Origin of the sequence: Archangium violaceum (assembly GCF_016859125.1) — a bacterium.
In the GTDB taxonomy this organism is placed as follows: domain Bacteria; phylum Myxococcota; class Myxococcia; order Myxococcales; family Myxococcaceae; genus Archangium; species Archangium violaceum_A.
Genome location: NZ_CP069338.1, coordinates 5,331,549 through 5,349,442, shown reverse-complemented (window position 1 = coordinate 5,349,442; position 17,894 = coordinate 5,331,549). Strand labels below are relative to the sequence as shown.

At 68.0% G+C, this 17,894-nt stretch carries 14 protein-coding genes; 10 read left to right on the top strand and 4 right to left on the bottom strand.

Annotated elements, in window-relative coordinates; genetic code table 11:
- Positions 1-2: 2 nt before the first annotated feature.
- Both JQX13_RS22930 and JQX13_RS22925 read right to left on the bottom strand, forming a co-directional pair.
- Positions 3-2,237: an ATP-binding protein gene (locus tag JQX13_RS22930; protein ID WP_203411058.1), complete on the bottom strand. Its 2,235-nt coding sequence runs from the start codon at positions 2,235-2,237 to the stop codon at positions 3-5.
- Positions 2,218-2,835 (bottom strand): biliverdin-producing heme oxygenase, encoded by a 618-nt coding sequence (locus JQX13_RS22925; protein WP_203411056.1) that lies wholly within the window; start codon positions 2,833-2,835, stop codon positions 2,218-2,220. Before JQX13_RS22925 ends, JQX13_RS22930 begins: the two co-directional genes overlap by 20 nt.
- A gap of 208 nt (positions 2,836-3,043) precedes the next feature.
- Between JQX13_RS22925 and JQX13_RS22920 the strand changes: the two genes are divergently transcribed.
- The 8 genes from JQX13_RS22920 (at position 3,044) to JQX13_RS22885 (ending at position 10,099) form a co-directional block, all read left to right on the top strand.
- Positions 3,044-4,162, top strand: coding sequence for an ABC transporter ATP-binding protein (locus JQX13_RS22920; RefSeq protein ID WP_239015037.1), 1,119 nt, complete (start codon positions 3,044-3,046; stop codon positions 4,160-4,162).
- On the top strand, positions 4,149-5,237 hold the full coding sequence (locus JQX13_RS22915) for an ABC transporter ATP-binding protein (protein ID WP_203411052.1): 1,089 nt from the start codon (positions 4,149-4,151) through the stop codon (positions 5,235-5,237). Before JQX13_RS22920 ends, JQX13_RS22915 begins: the two co-directional genes overlap by 14 nt.
- Complete coding sequence (locus JQX13_RS22910) at positions 5,234-6,100, top strand: carbohydrate ABC transporter permease (RefSeq protein WP_203411050.1); 867 nt, start codon at positions 5,234-5,236, stop codon at positions 6,098-6,100. The genes JQX13_RS22915 and JQX13_RS22910 overlap by 4 nt, the downstream gene beginning before the upstream one ends.
- On the top strand, positions 6,097-6,888 hold the full coding sequence (locus JQX13_RS22905) for a carbohydrate ABC transporter permease (RefSeq protein ID WP_203411049.1): 792 nt from the start codon (positions 6,097-6,099) through the stop codon (positions 6,886-6,888). Before JQX13_RS22910 ends, JQX13_RS22905 begins: the two co-directional genes overlap by 4 nt.
- Positions 6,889-6,894: 6 nt before the next feature.
- Positions 6,895-7,173, top strand: a complete 279-nt coding sequence (locus JQX13_RS22900; protein ID WP_203411048.1) for a DUF2160 domain-containing protein — start codon at positions 6,895-6,897, stop codon at positions 7,171-7,173.
- Between the two features lie 16 nt (positions 7,174-7,189).
- Positions 7,190-8,959 carry an ABC transporter substrate-binding protein gene (locus JQX13_RS22895; RefSeq protein ID WP_239015035.1) on the top strand — a complete coding sequence of 590 codons (1,770 nt, stop codon included), beginning with the start codon at positions 7,190-7,192 and terminating at the stop codon, positions 8,957-8,959.
- A 90-nt stretch (positions 8,960-9,049) separates the two neighbouring features.
- Positions 9,050-9,538 carry a hypothetical protein gene (locus tag JQX13_RS22890; protein WP_203411045.1) on the top strand — a complete coding sequence of 163 codons (489 nt, stop codon included), beginning with the start codon at positions 9,050-9,052 and terminating at the stop codon, positions 9,536-9,538.
- A 9-nt stretch (positions 9,539-9,547) separates the two neighbouring features.
- A complete protein-coding gene (locus JQX13_RS22885; RefSeq protein WP_203411044.1) occupies positions 9,548-10,099 on the top strand; it encodes a hypothetical protein in 552 nt (183 codons plus the stop codon).
- A 7-nt stretch (positions 10,100-10,106) separates the two neighbouring features.
- Here the strand turns inward: JQX13_RS22885 and JQX13_RS22880 are convergent, their stop codons facing one another.
- Complete coding sequence (locus tag JQX13_RS22880; RefSeq protein ID WP_203411043.1) at positions 10,107-10,496, bottom strand: hypothetical protein; 390 nt, start codon at positions 10,494-10,496, stop codon at positions 10,107-10,109.
- A gap of 41 nt (positions 10,497-10,537) precedes the next feature.
- Positions 10,538-14,929 carry a DEAD/DEAH box helicase gene (locus JQX13_RS22875; protein WP_203411042.1) on the bottom strand — a complete coding sequence of 1,464 codons (4,392 nt, stop codon included), beginning with the start codon at positions 14,927-14,929 and terminating at the stop codon, positions 10,538-10,540.
- 108 nt (positions 14,930-15,037) lie between these two features.
- On the opposite strand from JQX13_RS22875, the gene JQX13_RS22870 reads away from it, so the two are divergent.
- Positions 15,038-15,847 carry a GNAT family N-acetyltransferase gene (locus tag JQX13_RS22870; RefSeq protein ID WP_203411041.1) on the top strand — a complete coding sequence of 270 codons (810 nt, stop codon included), beginning with the start codon at positions 15,038-15,040 and terminating at the stop codon, positions 15,845-15,847.
- A 219-nt stretch (positions 15,848-16,066) separates the two neighbouring features.
- The gene (locus JQX13_RS22865) at positions 16,067-17,470 is read left to right on the top strand and encodes a transposase (RefSeq protein ID WP_203407889.1); all 1,404 of its coding nucleotides are present in this window, start codon (positions 16,067-16,069) and stop codon (positions 17,468-17,470) included.
- Positions 17,471-17,894: the final 424 nt, after the last annotated feature.

Below are 17,894 nucleotides of genomic sequence, written 5' to 3'. Positions count from 1 at the left end.
CATCACCGCCGCCTCTCGCCCAGGGTGAAGAAGAAGGTGGAGCCCTGGCCGGGCGCCGACTCCACCCACAGCTCGCCGCCATGCAGCTGGACGAGCCGCCGGGCGATCGCCAACCCGGCCCCACTCCCTCCGCCATAGGAATGAGCGGGGTGCAGCCGGCGGAACATCTCGAAGATGTCCTCATGGAACCGCGCGGGGATGCCGATGCCGTTGTCTCGCACGTAGAAGACGTATTCATCCGGCCGCCGTCGCGCTGGGGTGGGGCGGGGCTCTCCCGGAGCGTGGAAACCCACCTCCATCCAACGCGGCTCACCTGGCTGGTGATACTTGGCGGCATTGGTGAAGAGGTTGGCCCAGACCTGCTGGATGCGAACCCCGTCACACTCCACCTGGGGCAGACGCCGGGGGATGCCGACCTCCACCCGGTTCTCCTGCAAGCGAGCGGACACGGAGAGCAGCACCTCGTCCACCAGGGACTGCATGTCCACCTGTCCCCAGGCCAGCTCCACGCGCCCCACCCGGCTGTACTCGAAGAGGGCATCCATCTGGCCCTGGGTGCGCCCGGCGAGCCACCGCACCTCCTCGAGCTGCTGGCGCCCGTCGGCCCCCAGCTCGTTGCCATGGTCCTCCAGGAGGAAGCCCACGTACTGCTGGATGCCGCGCAGCGGCTCCTTGAGGTCGTGCGCCACAGTGCCACCGAAGGCATCCAGCTCCGCGTTGGAACGAGCGAGGGCGGCGGCGTGGCGCAACAGCACGCTCACCAGCGCGCCGCGGAAGCTCACGGCGGTGGCCAGGTCTTCCGGAGTCCAGGGGCTGCTCGCCCCGCGCACCGTCTCCTGCCAGGCTTCGAAGGACGCACGCGGATGGAGACGGTTGGCACCGGGCCCGGGCACCACCGGCTTCTGGGGATTGCCCGCCCAGGTGACGGTCCGGGCCACCTCGGGGCGGAACCAGAGGATGAAACGCGGGGCGTGCTCATCCAACCGGACCGCGAGCAGGCCACTGGCGAGGTCCGTGTACTCGGCGGCTGGCGGGTGGAGCGCGCCGAGGCGCTCCGTGTGGAAGGTGCCGTCGAATCGCCGCCCGGCGAGCCAATCGGCCAGCGCCGTCACCTCCTCGACGGGGGGCGTGGCGCCCACGAGGATGGGAGCATCGCCGAGCAGCAGCGCCGCACCACCCGCGCCGGTGAGGCCGAGCAACAGGTCCCCCTGCTTCGAGAGGGCCGAGGACAAGGAGCCCGACTCCGAGGAGAGCCGCTCCACCATCTGGAATTGGAGGTGGGCGCGGCGAGCGACCTCGGAGGCCATGCTGGCGCGCTCCTCGGACGCGAGCTGCAGCGACACCAGCCGGGCCAACACGTCACAGGCGCGGCGCGTGGAGGCCGGCACCAGCAGGGGCGCGCGGTGGTGACACGCGATGAGGCCCCACAGCCGCCCGTCCCGCAGCAGCGAGATGGACATGGAGGCCCCCACCCGCATGTTGGCGAGGTACTCCAGGTGCACCGGGGACACGCTGCGCAGGGCCGCGTCCGACAGGTCCAACGGGCGCCCCAGGGACGGGAGCACGGCGGGGACCAGGGGCACGGGTCGGGCACGCGCGTCGGCGATGAGGCGCAGGGTACTGCGCGTGTAGAGGGCGCGGGCCTGCGCGGGGATGTCACTGGCGGGGAAGTGCAGGCCCAAGAAGCCGTCCATCTCCGGCTCTCGACTCTCCGCCACCACCTCGCCGTGCCAGTCCGCGTCGAAGCGGTACACCATCACCCGGTCGAAGCGGGTGAGCGCGCGCACCGCCTCGGCAGCCGCCTGGAGCAGCCCCTTCGCGCCCTGGGCACCCGCAAGCGGCGAGAGGAGCTGGTCCACCCTGGCCAGCGCCTCCTCCTCACTGGTGGACTCCGAGGCGGGCTCCAGCTCCAGCACCCCCAGTCCGTCACGGCGGTGCAGGAGGCCGACGAAGAAGCGGCCCGCGGCCTCGATGCGCAGGTTCCCCAGGGCGGACGAGGACAGGGCCCGGTTGAGGATGACGAGCGACGAGGGGTGCAGCACCTCCTCCAGTGACCGGCCCAGGAGCGTCTCTGGCGCACGCCCCAACAGCTCCCCGGTGTTGGCGCTCACCACCTTCAAGGAAAGGTCAGGCTCCGAGAAGGCCAGCAGCACCCCGTGGGGCTGGATGCCCCCCAACAGGTGGATGGGCTCGCGCTCGCACTGCGAAAGGTCCACGTCAGAGAGGGGAGGGGACATCGACATGAACCTCGCGCAGCCATGCCTCGAAGGCATCGAAGGTGTCCTGGGCTCCCCGCACCACCCGGGGCGCGAGCGCCGGATCCGGGCACAGGCGGAGCAGGGCCTCGCCAAAGGCCTTCCACATGGGACCCACGGCCTCGCCATAGGCCCGGAAGTACACGAACCGGCCCGCGGACACGCCCTCGAAGTGGCGCGTGAGGTGACGCAGGATGAGCTGGCCGCCGAGGGTGGAGCCCTCCAGCACATAGAGGGCGCCGAGCGCCTCGGGCACCCCTGGCAGGGACGGCGGATGCGCGAGCCGGGGCAGGCGGGCCAGCGAAGCCTCGTCGTGACCGAGCGCCCGGAGGTCCTCCTCCAGCCAGGGCAGCTTCCATCGCTCGGCGAGGCGCAGCTCGGAGGCGAGTCCCTCCAGCCGCTCGGCGAGGACCGCCTCCAGCGGGGCATGGAGACCGTGGAGCGCCTCCAGATGGCGCCTGTATCCGGAAAGGGTGAGGTCCGGGGACATGAGGCGCACCACGCGCTCGGCACGCTCGTGGTGTGGGCGGGTTTCCGCCTTCAGTGTCTGCAACAGGGTGCGGGGTTCTAGGGAGAACAAGGCTCCATCCAGCTTGTGCACGAGCCCCGCGCCGGGGAACACTCTCTTGAGTCCAAGTGTCAACCTTCCGCCAGCCCGGAGGGGAGGGAGGCACGACGCGCGCGGTCATGGGAATGGGTACAACCGTGCTGGACCGGACACGAACCCTCTCCCTACGATGCGCGCCGCGGTCACTCACGGCGTAACACACATCGAGGGGATACACCGGGTGAAGCATGGCATCGAGTTGGACAGGGTCACTCGCGTCGTGGACGGCGAGTTACACCTCGCGGACATCAACCTGAAGCTCGAACCCGGAGCCTTCATCGTCCTGCTGGGTCGCACGCGTGCCGGGAAGACGTCGTTGCTGCGGCTCATGGCGGGGCTCGACAAACCCACCTCGGGGCGGCTGCTCGCGGACGGGGCCGACGTGACGCACGTGGACGTGCGCCGCCGCGACGTGGCCATGGTGTACCAGCAGTTCGTCAACTACCCCTCGCTCACCGTCTACGAGAACATCGCCTCGCCCCTGCGGCTGGCCGGGAAGCTCGGCAAGCAGGACATCGATCGGCGCGTGCGCGAGACGGCCGCCGCGCTCCGCCTGGAGCCCTTCCTGCAACGGCTTCCCGCGGAGCTGAGCGGTGGTCAGCAACAGCGCACGGCCATGGCGCGCGCGCTGGCGAAGGACGCCTCGCTGCTGCTGCTCGACGAGCCCCTGGCGAACCTCGACTACAAGCTGCGCGAGGAGCTCCGCGCGGAGATGCGGCAGCTCTTCCGCGACCGCCCCGCCGTCGTGGTGTACGCCACCACCGAGCCCACCGAGGCGCTGCTGCTCGGCGGGAAGACCGTGGTGCTCGACGAGGGGCGGCTGCTGCAACAGGGCCCGACGCTCGAGGTGTACCAGGCCCCCGCCACCGAGCGCGTGGGCCAGGTCTTCAGCGATCCGCAGATGAACCTGTGGGACGTCGAAATCACCGCGGACGCGGGAGCGCGCCTCTCGCCCGAGGTGAGCTTCCCGCTGTCCGGGCACCTGCGAGGCCTGGCGCCCGGCCGCTACCGCCTGGGAGTCCGCGCCCACCACGTGCGGCTCACCCGGGTCTCCCCCGAGGATGTCCGCATCCTCGCGCACGTGGAGGTGGAGGAGATCAGCGGCTCCGAGACGCTCGTCCACGCGGCGCACGCGGGGCTCGCGATCGGCGCGCAGGTGGAGGGCGTGCACCGGCACCCGTACGGCGCGCCGGTGGAGCTGTTCGTCCCTCCATCGAAGATGTTCGTGTTCGGACCCGAGGGCCGGCTGGTGGCCGCGCCCCCCTTCACCCCCGAGGAGCCCGCGAATGGCCAGGATTGAGCTCCGCGGCATCGCCCACGCCTATGTCCCCGCACCGGCGTCCGAGAAGGACTACGCCCTGCGGCCCCTGGAGCTCGTCTGGGAGGACGGCGGCGCCTACGCGCTGCTGGGGCCCTCGGGGTGCGGGAAGACGACGCTGCTCAACATCATCTCCGGCCTGCTGCGGCCCACGCGCGGGCAGGTGCTCTTCAACGGCGTGGACGTCACCGAGGCCCCGCCGCAGCACCGCAACATCGCCCAGGTGTTCCAGTTCCCCGTCATCTACGACACGATGACCGTCTTCGAGAACCTGGCCTTCCCGCTGCGCAACCGGGGCGCGGGGCGGGACGAGTCGCGGAAGCGGGTGGAAGAGGTCGCGGAGCTGCTGGAGCTCACCCCGGACCTGCGCAAGAGAGCGAGCGGGCTCTCCGCGGACATGAGGCAGCGGATTTCGCTGGGACGAGGGCTGGTGCGCCGGGACGTGGCGGCCATCCTCCTGGACGAGCCCCTGACGGTCATCGATCCGCACGTGAAGTGGTTGCTGCGCCGCAACCTGAAGAAGGTGCACGAGCAGCTGAAGATGACGCTCGTGTACGTGACGCACGATCAGGTGGAGGCGCTGACGCTCGCGGACCGGGTAGTGGTGATGAACCATGGCCGGGTGGTGCAGGTGGGAACGCCGCAGGAGCTCTTCGAGCGCCCGGAGGACACCTTCGTCGGCTACTTCATCGGCAGCCCGGGGATGAACCTCCTGCCGTGCACCGTGGAGGATGGCGCGGTGGTGGTGGAGGGACAGCGGCTGCCCCTGGACGCGGGCGTGTGCGCGAGGGCGAAGTCGGCCGGAGGCGAGCTGCTGCTCGGCATCCGCCCCGAGTTCCCGCGGCGCGTGCGCGAGGGCACTCCCTCCTCGGTGCGCGTGGAGGTGACACAGGTGGAGGACCTGGGGCGGCACAAGCTGGCCACCACGCGCCTGGGAGCGCAGACATTGAAGGTGCGGCTGCCCGAGGAGGAGCGGCTCGCCCCTGGCGAGGTGTGCTGGCTGGAGCTGCCGCCCCGTTGGACGACGCTGTACGCCGGAGGCCGTGCCATCTCATGAGCAAACCCACCCAACAACGCGCCTGGCTGCTGGTGCTGCCCGTGCTGGTGGCCGTCGCGTTCAGCGCCGTCATCCCCCTGATGACGGTGGTGAACTACTCGGTGCAGGACATCCTCGGACCGGACCAGCGTGTCTTCGTGGGCACGGAGTGGTTCCGCAAGGTGCTGAGGGACCCCGAGCTGCACGGCGCCCTGCGGCGGCAGCTCGGCTTCTCGCTGGCGGTGCTGGCGCTGGAGCTTCCCCTCGGCGTGGCACTGGCGCTCGTGCTGCCGAAGCAGGGACGCGCCGCGTCCGTGTGCCTGGTGCTCATGGGCCTGCCGCTGCTCATCCCCTTCAACGTGGTGGGCACCATCTGGCAGATCTTCGCCCGGGGTGACATCGGCCTGCTGGGCGTGGCCGTCAACGCGCTCGGCCTCGAGTACAACTACACGGCCAACGCGCTGGACGCCTGGCTCACGGTGCTGCTCATGGACGTGTGGCACTGGACGCCGCTGGTGGCGCTGCTGTGCTACTCGGGCCTGCGCGCCATCCCCGAGGCCTACTACCAGGCCGCCCGCATCGACGGCGCCTCCGCCTGGGCCACGTTCCGCTACATCCAACTGCCCCGGCTCAAGGGCGTGCTCACCATCGCGGTGCTGCTGCGCTTCATGGACAGCTTCATGATCTACACCGAGCCCTTCGTCCTCACCGGAGGCGGGCCCGGCAACGCCACCACGTTCCTGAGCCAATACCTGACGCGGCTCGCGGTGGGACAGTTCGACCTGGGACCGGCGGCGGCCTTCTCGCTCGTCTACTTCCTGGTCATCCTGCTGTTCAGCTACGTCTTCTACACCGCCATGACGAGCACCCAGGAGGCGAAATGAAACGCCTCGCCGTCCCCCTCTACCTGCTGCTGAGCTTCGTCCCCATCTACTGGCTGGTGGGCATGTCGTTGAAGACGACCGAGGAGATCCTCGGCGGCTTCTCGCCCTGGCCGCGCAACCCCACGCTGGCCAACTACGTCATCATCTTCACCGACCCGGCCTGGCGCGATGGCTACATCAACTCGCTCACGTACGTGGGCATCAACACGGTGCTCTCCGTGCTGCTGGCGCTGCCCGCGGCCTATGCCTTCTCGCGCTACCGCTTCCTCGGGGACAAGCACCTCTTCTTCTGGCTGCTGAGCAACCGCATGTCGCCCCCGGCCGTGTTCCTCCTGCCCTTCTTCCAGCTCTACTCGAGCATCGGCCTGTTCGACACGCCGTGGGCCGTGGCCCTGTCCCACATGCTCTTCACCGTGCCGCTGTCGGTGTGGATTCTGGAAGGCTTCATGTCCGGCGTGCCGCGCGAAATCGACGAGACCGCGTACATCGACGGCTACAGCTTCCCCCGCTTCTTCCTGCGCATCTTCCTGCCCCTCATCCGCGCGGGCGTGGGCGTGACGGCGTTCTTCTGCTTCATGTTCAGCTGGGTGGAGTTGCTGCTGGCGCGCACGCTCACGTCCGTGGACGCCAAACCCATCGTGGCCACCATGACGCGCACGGTGAGCGCCGCCGGCATGGACTGGGGCCTGCTCGCCGCCGCCGGCGTGCTGACGCTCGTGCCGGGCGCCGTCGTCATCTACTTCGTCCGCAACTACATCGCCAAGGGCTTCGCCCTGGGAAGGGTCTGAGCTCCCATGGACATGGAATGGATGGCCTGGACGGCACCGACGGCCAGCTTCTTCGTGGTCATCGTGATGCTGCTCGCGGTCTACACCGTCTGGGGGATTCGCTCCCCTTCCCTCCCCCGCCGGGGCCTGCTGCCCATGACCACCACCCGCGGAGACCGCCTCTTCGTCGGGCTGATGGGCAGCGCGTTCATCCACCTCTCGTGGGTGGGACTGACGGACGCATCTGTCTGGTTCGCCGTAGGTCTGTCGTTGTTGTTCATGCTTGTCATCGCACGCTGGGGGTAGCCCTTTGAAGAACACGTTGAGATGGACACTGGCCCTGGCCCTGGCAGTCCCCGTGGCCGGGTGCAAGAAGGAGTCGAAGTCCGAGGAGGGCAGCAAGCCCGCCGCCGCGCAGCCGCAGCAGGTGGACACCGCCGCCCTGGAGAAGGCCGCCGAGAAGTGGGTGGACCAGGAGTTTCAACCGAGCACCCTGACCCGTGAGCAACAACTCGCGGAGCTGAAGTGGTTCCGCGACGCCGCCGCGCCCTACCGCGGCCAGACCATCAACGTGGTCTCCGAGACGATCGACACCCACGTCTACGAGTCCAAGACGATGGCCAAGGCCTTCGAGGAAATCACTGGCATCAAGGTCAAGCACGACCTCATCCAGGAAGGCGACGTCATCGAGAAGCTCCAGACCCAGATGCAGTCGGGCCGGAGCATCTATGACATGTACGTGAACGACAGCGACCTGATTGGCACGCACGTGCGCTACGGGCACGTGGTGCCGCTGTCGGACTTCATGGCGGGCGAGGGCAAGGACGTGACGCTGCCCACGCTCGACATCGACGACTTCATGGGCAAGAGCTTCGTCACCGGTCCGGACGGGAAGATGTACCAGCTGCCGGATCAGCAGTTCGCCAACCTGTACTGGTTCCGCCACGATTGGTTCAGCCGGCCGGACCTGCGCGAGCGCTTCAAGAAGAAGTACGGCTACGAGCTGGGCGTGCCGGTGAACTGGTCGGCCTACGAGGACATCGCCGAGTTCTTCACCAACGACGTGAAGGAGATCGACGGCGTCCGGGTGTACGGCCACATGGACTACGGGAAGAAGGACCCGTCGCTGGGCTGGCGCTTCACGGACGCGTGGCTGTCCATGGCGGGCGTGGGTGACAAGGGCTTCCCCAACGGCAAGCCGGTGGACGAGTGGGGCATCCGCGTGGAGGGCTGCAACCCGGCGGGCGCCTCGGTGGCGCGCGGCGGCGAGACGAACGGCCCGGCCGCGGTGTACGCGCTCACCAAGTACATCGACTGGCTGAAGAAGTACGCGCCGCCCCAGGCCGCCGGCATGACGTTCTCCGAGGCGGGACCGGTGCCTGGCCAGGGCAACGTGGCCCAGCAGATCTTCTGGTACACGGGCTTCACCGCGCCCCTGATGAAGCCGGGGCTGCCGGTGGTGAACGCGGACGGCTCGCCGAAGTGGCGCATGGCGCCCTCGCCGCACGGCCCGTACTGGCAGGAGGGCACGAAGCTGGGCTACCAGGACACGGGCTCGTGGACGATGCTCAAGAGCACGCCGCTGGAGCGCCGCAAGGCCGCGTGGCTGTACGCGCAGTTCACCGTGGCGAAGACCACGTCGCTCAAGAAGTTCCTGGTGGGGCTCACGCCCATCCGCGACTCGGACGTGCGCTCCGAGCACGTGACGAAGGTGGCGGACAAGTACGGCGGCCTGGTGGAGTTCTACCGGAGCCCGGCGCGCGTGGCGTGGACGCCCACGGGCACCAACGTGCCGGACTACCCGAAGCTGGCGCAGCTGTGGTGGCAGAACATCAGCCTGGCCGTCGAGGGCGAGAAGACGCCGCAGCAGGCCATGGACACGTTGGCCGAGCAGATGGACGACGTGCTGGGCCGTCTGGAGCGCGCGGGCATGCAGAACTGCCCGCCGAAGCTCAACCCGGTGAAGGACGCGAAGTTCTGGTTCGACGCGCCGGGCGCGCCCCAGGCGAAGCTGGCCAATGAGAAGCCCAAGGGCGAGACCGTGCCCTATGAGCAGCTCCTGCAGGCCTGGAAGGAAGGCCGGGCGATGTAGCGCCTTGCCGAGATGGGGAGCGCACTCCCGCCGCGCTCCCCATCTCCATCCACATCCGCGACAAAGAAGCTCGACCACGAGGGTCCAAGCGTGAAGGCCTATCTGTTCCTCCTCGTAGGAGCCATTCTTCTTTCCGGCGGCTGCAGCCATCAAAACAATGCGGTCCGCCAGGAGCCAGACACCGGCTGGGTTGCTGACACGGCTGACGCAGATGTGCCCGGCGAAGGCGTACGCCTCAAGGGTGGCAACTCGGTCTCCGCTCGGATCTGGGTGCTCATCAACAATGGCCAGTTCGCAGAGGCCGAGGCATTGATTGCCGAGGCGAAGGCATCGGGACTCATCGCCGCTCCGATGGCCACGCGAATGATGGACAGGATCACCCTGCTCAACATGAAGTTGGGGCAGATTCCCGCGACCCTTCAGCGAGCCCCCGACTTCCCTACTCAACTCAAAGATTACACCCTGTTCGAGATCATCAAGATGCAGAAGCAAAACGACTTCAGTCTGGCGACGAAACTCCAGTTGAAGATGGTCAAGAAACTGCTCGAACAGCCAGAGCGCCTCATGGGGAAGTTGTGAGATAGAGCCATGAAACATCCCAGTCTCGAGGAGTTGGTTGCGAAATTCGAAGCCGCCAAGGCAGCCGGTAAGGACGTGCGTGGCAATCCGGAGCAGTTGAGGTTGCATCGCGAACTCGCTGAAACCTGCCCCGCCTTCACACACAATCTCCTCTATCTCGCCTGGTTGCAGCAATCCATCGACCAGCCCGACAGAAGTGCCGAGGAAGTGTCCTCCGAGATCCAGCGCCTGTTGGAAGCGGCTGTTTTTGGCTCGTACCGCAGCGCCCAGACCGTGGTGGAGTTGGGCCACTTCCTGGACGCCTTCCGAGCATCCCCCCACGAGGCCATGCGGCTCTACGAGGAGGGGGAACAGAAGGCGTTGGACACGCTTCGAGATGCATGGCTCGGGAAGATCCGGTACTGGAATGATGAGCGGACAAAAGAGTCCTTGAAAAAAGCTCTTCAGCTCGGCGAACTGGCGGAGCGGATGTTTCCTGACTTCACCAGCCTCCACATCGAGATTCAGATCACGAGGGATTACGCGGAGACAGAGGGACTACTCCCTCCCGCTGAGAAGTAGGATTGATTCAAATATCTGGGCCTCTGGCCAACGTGCCAGCAACTGCTCCGAAAATTCCCGGGCATCGAGAACCCAATCCGTCTTGATGATGATGTAGCTCATCAGGCACTTTCTTACTGGAGCTTGACCACGACCCGGCCTGGAGTGTCACACCGAGCGCGAGCAGCGCGACATCCACCGCTTCGCCGACGATGGGGATACCTCGAGACCCAATCCATGCAGCCGTCGGGGTTCCCATGAAGGCCAGGTTCGCTGGGGTGAGCAGGGCCTTGGCATCATCCGTCATCGTCGCCGGCAGCGCCGCGAGGGCTCGCGAGAACGAGCGACACAGCTGCAGAGAGTTGGCTGAAGCGGAGAACGCGAGCAGCAAGCCCAAACAAAGGGCAAGGCCCTTCATGTGTTCTTCCTTCTGGCAAAGACGACAGCGCCATCTTGGGCTCAGTTGGCCTGTGCCGTCTCGCCGGAGCTGTCCTCGCCCTCCCCTTCTTCCTCGTCTCCCTGTGCGTCGAAGCCCTGCGGCACTCCGTCCACGTACGTGACGACGTTGCCCACCGTGGCCGGTACTCGCGGTCCCGGTGTCACCACGCCCGTCAGGTTGAGCGGATCCACCGCCGAGAGCTGCACGCGCACGCCCGAGGGCACTTGTCTCCGTACGGCTCGCGCGACGTCCACCGCCTCCGGTAGCGCGAACTGCTCTCCTACGAAGCCCGCTACGAAACGGCCTCCACGGATTTCGCCTCGCGCTTCCATCCGCCGGTACACGTACAGCAGCTCGCGCCACGACGGTGCCAGTGACTCGCGCATCACCAGGTCTCGCCAGACGATGCCGTAGCGCTGGAGGAACAGCCGTGCGAGGGATTCACGCACCTCGTCCTCGGCCTTCGGCTCCGAGGGCACCAGCAGGCTCCAGCGGCCCGGGCCTCCTCGCTGCAACAGCTTCTGGCGCTTGCGCTGCGCCGGGCTCTGCAACACTCGCAGGTTCTGCACCGCGTCCGCGGTGACGAGTCCCCGGGCCACCAGCTCCCACAGCGCGTCCTCGACTTCCGCGGGCAGCCTCCGTGAGCGCGAGCAGAGATCGTTGAAGAAGCACGCCCCCCGCTGCTCCAGCACCGTCACCACGTCCTTCGCCGGCCCCGACAGGTCCGGCGGCACCCACACGCCTCCGTCTGAAAGCACCGCGTTCGGCCTCGCCGCCGATAGCATCCAGTCCAGGTCCTCCCGGCGCACGAAGGTCAGGCTCGCGTTGCGGTTCGGCGTCGCCGCTCGCGCGCGCGGGGCCTCTGGTTCGGGGGGGGTGGCTGGGGCTCCACGGCGTGGGCCGGGGGTGGGCTTCGCCTCCTTCTGCGTCAGCCGGCCCCACGCCACCTCTCCCGAGTAGCAGGCCCTCTCCAGCAGATCTCCCAGGTACCCCTTCATCCGCGCGGGTAACAGGTAGCGCTCCCATGCCGATGCCGGTGCTTCGTAGCCCTGCAACAGAGAGATTGCCTTCGACAGCCCCGTGGAGCCTCGCAGTGCGTCCAGCTCCTCCAGGTGGTGCCACCGGAAGAGGAAGCGCATGAAGTCTTGCGCGCTGAGGGGCTCGATTTCCTTGCGCAGCCGCCCCACCGTCAGGCGATGGATTCGCTGCAGGAGCCGGCGATCGCACCACTCCACCACGGCGGGGGTGGAACCCTCGGTCTCCGATACCCTCACCCCGTCCCTCTCCCAGAGGGAGAGGGTCGAACTCGAGTGTGGAATCACTGGGCGGAATCGGCCTCTCAGGATTCCTCCCGTTGACTCCAGTTGGTGCAACGACAGGTTTATCTCGGACTCGTTCAGCGCCGTTCGCTCCGCCAACTCCCCCACCGTCGTCGGCCCCAGTAGCTCCATCCACCCTCGCACCACTTGCGACACCGCTGCTTCCTTCTCCACTGGTTTGTCTCCAGGGAGTGGCATCAACGCCGGTTGCAGCTCGGCCTCGGGGAACAGTGCTCGGATCGCGCTCAGGCGCTCGGCCGGAACCAGGAAACGTCTCTTGTCCGTCGCAAGCCACGCCACCCGTCGCTGTGTCATGAGGCTCGGGACGAAGCGCTTGGGTACCTCCTCCTCGGGCATCAACACCAGTTGCAGCAGCGCGTCGTGCAGTTCGTCCTCGTCCCTCATCGGCGGCGCCGCGTCCCTCACCACCTGCGCGATGGCATCCGCGTCCAGTGCTCCAAACGACGCCGCGTCCTCCGCCGGCAGCGTCCGGCGCAGCACCACGTTGCGCACCCGCCGCTCCTCCGCCGGTGCGTCGTCCAGGAACGTGTAGGGCTGGCTGTTCACCATCTGGTGGGCGAACACGCTCGGCTCCGGCACGTCCCTCGCCACCAGCTTGATGCGCCCATCCTTCATCCTCCTCAACACCTCACGCAGGCCCTCCACGTCCATGGCCTCGCGCAGGCAGTCCTCCATCGTCTGCTTCACCAACGGATGGTCCGGCAGCTCCACGTCCGCCCCTCCGTGGTTGTCCTGGCACCCCACCTGCGCAGGAAACACCGCCGCCAGCAGATCCTCGCTCCTCGCCCTCTGGAGGTTCGGCGCCACCCGCTTGCCCCCCGCGAAGCGCGACAGTGACAGCGCTCGCGTCGCGTTCCACCGGAAGCGCGTGCCGAACAGCGGCACCTGCAGCACCGCCTGCACCAGCACCTCCTCCACGTTCGCCGGGTTGAGGAACTCGAAGATGTCCTCCAGCGGGAACGAGTGCTGCTCACCCAGCGACAGCAGCAGTCCGTCCTCCGTCGCCGCCGCCTGCAGCTCGAAGTCGAAGGTGCGGCAGAAGCGCTTGCGCAGCGCCAGTCCCCACGCCCGGTTCACCCGGCTCCCGAAGGGCGCGTGGATGATGAGCTGCATCCCTCCCGCCTCGTCGAAGAAGCGCTCGGCCACGATGGTGGTGTGGCTCGGCACCACGCCCAGCGCCTGCTGCCCCGCCCTCAGATACGCGAGCAGCGCGTCCACCGCCGGCGGCGGCACCTTCAGCTCCTTCTCCAGGAAGAGCGCCGCGTCCTCGCGCTGGGTGAGCTCCTCGCGCAGCCGGCCCACGTGCGCGCTCAACTCGTCCGTGCGCCCCGGCGCCTCGCCTCGCCAGAAGGGCACCGTCGGCGGCTGCCCGTGCGCGTTCTCCACCATCACCGACGCCCCCATCACCCGCTGGATCCGCCACGCCGTCGTCCCCAACAGGAAGATGTCCCCGGGCGTCGACTCCACCGCGAAGTCCTCGTCCAGCGTCCCCACCACCTTGCCCTCGGGCTCCGCCACCACGTTGAAGGTGAAGGTGTCCGGAATCGCCCCTCCGTTGGTGAGCGCGGTGATCCGCACGCCCCGGCGCGCCTTGAGCCGCTGGTTCACCCTGTCTCTGTGCAGGTGCACCCCCGCACGGCCTCGCCGCAGCGACACGCCCTCCGAAAGCGTCTCCAGCACCTTCTCGTACTCCTCGTACGTCAGGTTCCGGTACGGGTACGCCCGGCGGAACAGGCTGTAGAGCGCCCGCTCGTCCCACTCCTCGCACGCGCACGCCGCCACCACCTGCTGCGCCAGCACGTCCAGCGGCTTCTCGGGTATCCGTACCGCGTCGAGGTCCCCCTCGCGCACCGCGTTCAACAGCGCCACGCACTCCATCAGCTCGTCTCGCGTTTGCGCGATGAGGATGCCCTTCGAGATTCCTCCCTTGTAGTGGCCCGCGCGGCCCACCCGCTGCAACAGCACCGCGATGGAGCGCGTGCTGCCCAGCTGCACCACCAGGTCCACGTTGCCCACGTCGATGCCCAGCTCGAGCGACGCCGTCGCCACCATCACCGACAGCTGCCCCGACTTCAGCCGCTCCTCGGCCGACAGCCGCATCTCCCTCGACATGCTGCCGTGGTGCGCCGCGACCTTGTCCGCCCCCAGCCGCTCGCCCAGGTCGTGCGCCACGCGCTCGGCCATCTTCCGCGTGTTCACGAAGACGAGCGTCGTTCGGTGCTCGCCCGCCAGCGCCACCAGCCGGTCATACACCTGGCCCCACATCTCGTTCGTGGCCAGCGAGCCCAGCTCCGCGTCGGGTATTTCCACCCGCAAATCCCACGGCCGCTGGTGCCCCACCTGCACCAACCGGCACTCCTCCGCCCGCTCTCCCGTGAGGAAGGCGGCGATCGCCTCCAGCGGCTTCTGCGTGGCCGACAGGCCGATGAGCTGCGGCCTCACCTCCGTGAGCGCCTTCAACCGCTCCAGCGACAGCGCGAAGTGGCTGCCCCGCTTGTCGCGCGCCAGGGCGTGGATTTCATCCACGATGAGCGTGCACACCCCGCGCAGCGTGGCGCGAGCCCGGTCCGCCGTGAGGTAGAGGTAGAAGGACTCGGGCGTGGTGATGAGGATGTGCGGCGGCCGGCGCACCATCTGCGAGCGCTCCGACGCCGAGGTGTCTCCCGTGCGCACCTGCACCCGCAGCTCCTGGGGCGAGTAGCCGGCGGCGCGCGCCCGCTGCATCAGCTCCTCCAATGGCTGGAGGAGGTTCTTCTGCACGTCGTTGCCCAGCGCCTTCAGGGGCGACACGTACAGCACCTGCGTCTGATCCGGCAGCCGCTCCTCCAGCGCCAGGCGGAAGAGCCTGTCCAGCGCCGCGAGGAAGGCGGTGAGCGTCTTGCCGCTACCGGTGGGCGCGGCGATGAGGACGTCGTGCTGCGCCTGGATGAGCGGCCAGCCCTCCACCTGGGGGCGCGACGGCTCGCCGAGACGCTCGGTGAACCACCGCTGCACCACCGGGTGGAACGGCTCGAGGGCCGGGTGGACGGCCTGCTGGGACGTGGCGAAATCGAGGGCAATCTGGGGGGCCATGGCGCTCTCTCCCTCTGACTGAACACCGGTTTAGGGGAGGCGTCAACGCACCCGCCTGGACGGAGGGTGGGCTGCCGTGGGATGGGACATCTGTAAACTGGAGAACACATGCCCATCGACGAAATCCTCGAATCCAATACGCAGCTCCTCGGCGCCTGGCGCTTCTTCGCCCGGCACAGCCCCAACGGCGAGGTGCTCGATCTGCCCGAAGTGCACATCGCCTCGGCCAATGGCGTCTGGCAGATGCTGAACATCGCCATGCCCCGAGGCCCCCACGAGACGGCGGAGGAACTGCAGCGCAGCGCCGCCGCCGCCGCCCGCTACTTCGAATCCCGGGGGTGCGCGTGGATGTTCGCCGTGTGCGAGGACTGGCTGGCGCCGGGGTTCCGTTCTCGGGCCGCCGAGCTGCTCGCCCCCTACGGACTCAATCCGGGCCTGGACACCACCGGCATGGTCACCGACCGCCTCGTGGAGCCCGTGCGGCCCCTGCCCGCCCTCGAGTTCCGACAGGCGGTGGATTCACAAGGCCGCAATGACGTGGCGGACATCAACGCGCACTCCTACGACACCCCACGCGACCTGGTGCGCGAACCCCTCGACGTGCCGGCCTACTTCTCGGGCGACAACCAGGGCGTGGGCTACGTGAGCTACCGCGATGGGAAGCCCGCGAGCTGCGCGACCGTCCTCCCGGTGGACGGCATCGCCTACGTCGCGCTGGTGGCGACCATGAGTGAGCACCGCAAGCTCGGTTGCGCCGAGGCCGTCATCCGCAAGGCGCTCGCCGAGACGCACCGCACCCAGGGGCTGCAGCGCACGACGCTGCACGCCACCCCGGCCGGCTACCCCGTCTACCTGCGCATGGGCTACCGGGCCGTGACGCGCATCCACTTCTACATGGCCGCGGCGAAGGGCCACTGAAGAGGGGCCCGTCGAAGCAGGAGACCCTCCGGGCGCTGTCTTCCGCAACTTGTCCGATTGTCGGACAGGTTGGAGAAAAGTGAGGCCGGAGGGCGGGCTCAAGAGCGCTCGATAAATCCCAGGAAGTGAAAGCTGGGTGATCCAAAGGTGGGTGGGGAAGGCAAAGCCCCACCCCTGGGGTTCGGGTGCAAGAGGTACCATGTGAAGTAGGCAGGGGGAGTGAGCCAGAAGAAAGCGCGGGCAGCAGAGGGAAGAGTCCGGACGAAAGAGCCGGACAGGTCGCAAGGCTGGCTGTTCAAGCAGATGCCGGAGCAGTTGGTGGAGCCGGAGCACCCGGTGCGGGTAGTGGCGGCGGCGGTGGAGGCGTTGGACCTGAGAGGCTTTCTGGCCGGGGCCAAGGCGGTGGAGGGACATGCGGGACGCCCGGTGACAAGTCCCCGGTTGCTGTTGGCGCTGTGGGTGTACGGGATTCAGCAGGGAGTGGGGACGGCGACGGAGCTGGCGCGCCGGTGCGAGGAGGACAGGGCGTACCAGTGGCTGGCCGGTGGAGTGAAGGTGAGCCACGACAAGCTGAGCCAGTTCCGGGTGGAGCACCTGGAGGTGTTGCAGCAGGTGTTTACCGACGTGCTCTCGGTGCTGTTGCAGCAGGGGCTGGTGAGTTTGGAGCAGGTGGCGCAGGACGGCACGCGGGTGAGGGCCAGTGCCTCGGCGCCTTCGTTCCGGCGGGAGCAGTCGCTGCGGGAGTGCCAGGAGCAGGCCGAGCTGCACTTGCAAGCGGTGCTGGCGCAGAAGGACGACCCGGAGCTGACGCGTGGGCAGCAGGCGACACGAGAGGCCAAGGCGCGTGACTACCAGGCGCGGGTGGACGCGGCGCTGGAGGCGATAAAGCAACAGCAGGCCAGGAAGAAGGGGGCGGACAAGGAGAAGGTGCGCGCCTCCTCCACGGATGCGGATGCACGGGTGATGAAGATGGCCGATGGGGGTTTCCGACCCGCCTACAACCTGCAATTCGCGGTGGCTGGGGAGGCGCTGGGAGGGCCGCGAACGATTGTGGGAGTGGAAGTCACCAACCAGGGCAGCGACATGGGCAGCGTGAGCCCCATGGTGGAGCAGATTGAGCAACGCACGGGCCAGGTGCCCGAGCGCGTGCTGGCCGATGGCGGCCATGCCACGTGCGCAGACGTGAAGCAGTGCGCGGCCAAGGGGGTTGAAGCGCTCATTTCGGTGCCCGAGCGCATGGCCCAGGCCGGGCAGCAGGGGGACCATTCCCCCGAGGTAGAGGCGTGGCGTGAGCGCATGCGCACCGACGAGGCCAAGGAGCAGTACAAGGCCCGCGCCGGCCTGGTGGAGAACGTCAACGCGCAGGTGAAGGGGCGCTATGGCCTGACGCAGGTGACGGTGCGGGGGCTGGACAAGGTGAAGTGTGTCGCCTTGCTGGTGGCCCTGGCGCACAACCTGGCCGCACACGGCCAGCCTCTGGTGGATGCGCTGCTGGCGCGCCAGAGCGCGCTTGCCGAGCCGGCTCACCTCCTCGAGCTGGCTCCAGGCAACGCGGCCTCTCTCGGTGGCGGCATCAGTCCGGTGCCGGTGGACCAGGTCACCGCCTTGCCTGCTGGCTTCTGACGGCCAGCCCCCTGCCGCGTGTGGTGTGACCGGGCCTCTCAGGCTCCAACCAGGCGATGAGCCCCCGGGCTGTGTGGTTGAATCCCGCTCTCGCCTGCTTCCCACCTGTACAACCCCCCCCTCCAACTCCGCGCCTCGGGATGGGCGATTTCCTCCGCCCTCCCCTCCACTTCCTGATCGCGCTCTGCTCCCGCGAGGGATTTATCGACTGCTCTTCAGGGCTCGAGGGTGAGCAGGAAGGTGTCCCACCGCGCGGAGCCCGAGTCCTCCAGGGATGCGCCCAGCGCACACGAAAGCACCGCGATGACACTCGCCTTGCCTGCCTTCATGCCGCCTCCTGGATGAGGTGCGCGGAAACCAGGCCCCCCTCCAGGAAACAACGGAGGCGTGGTGTCCGCGACGGCGGCCGTGGTGAAGTCCACCT

What these genes read in the sequence shown, in the direction of transcription:
- JQX13_RS22900 (WP_203411048.1), top strand. Translation starts at nt 6,895, where the DNA reads ATGGACATGGAATGGATGGCCTGGACGGCACCGACGGCCAGCTTCTTC.
- JQX13_RS22905 (WP_203411049.1), top strand. Translation starts at nt 6,097, where the DNA reads ATGAAACGCCTCGCCGTCCCCCTCTACCTGCTGCTGAGCTTCGTCCCC.
- JQX13_RS22870 (WP_203411041.1), top strand. Translation starts at nt 15,038, where the DNA reads ATGCCCATCGACGAAATCCTCGAATCCAATACGCAGCTCCTCGGCGCC.
- JQX13_RS22930 (WP_203411058.1), bottom strand. Translation starts at nt 2,237, where the DNA reads ATGTCCCCTCCCCTCTCTGACGTGGACCTTTCGCAGTGCGAGCGCGAG.
- JQX13_RS22885 (WP_203411044.1), top strand. Translation starts at nt 9,548, where the DNA reads ATGAAACATCCCAGTCTCGAGGAGTTGGTTGCGAAATTCGAAGCCGCC.
- JQX13_RS22915 (WP_203411052.1), top strand. Translation starts at nt 4,149, where the DNA reads ATGGCCAGGATTGAGCTCCGCGGCATCGCCCACGCCTATGTCCCCGCA.
- JQX13_RS22880 (WP_203411043.1), bottom strand. Translation starts at nt 10,496, where the DNA reads ATGAAGGGCCTTGCCCTTTGTTTGGGCTTGCTGCTCGCGTTCTCCGCT.
- JQX13_RS22910 (WP_203411050.1), top strand. Translation starts at nt 5,234, where the DNA reads ATGAGCAAACCCACCCAACAACGCGCCTGGCTGCTGGTGCTGCCCGTG.
- JQX13_RS22875 (WP_203411042.1), bottom strand. Translation starts at nt 14,929, where the DNA reads ATGGCCCCCCAGATTGCCCTCGATTTCGCCACGTCCCAGCAGGCCGTC.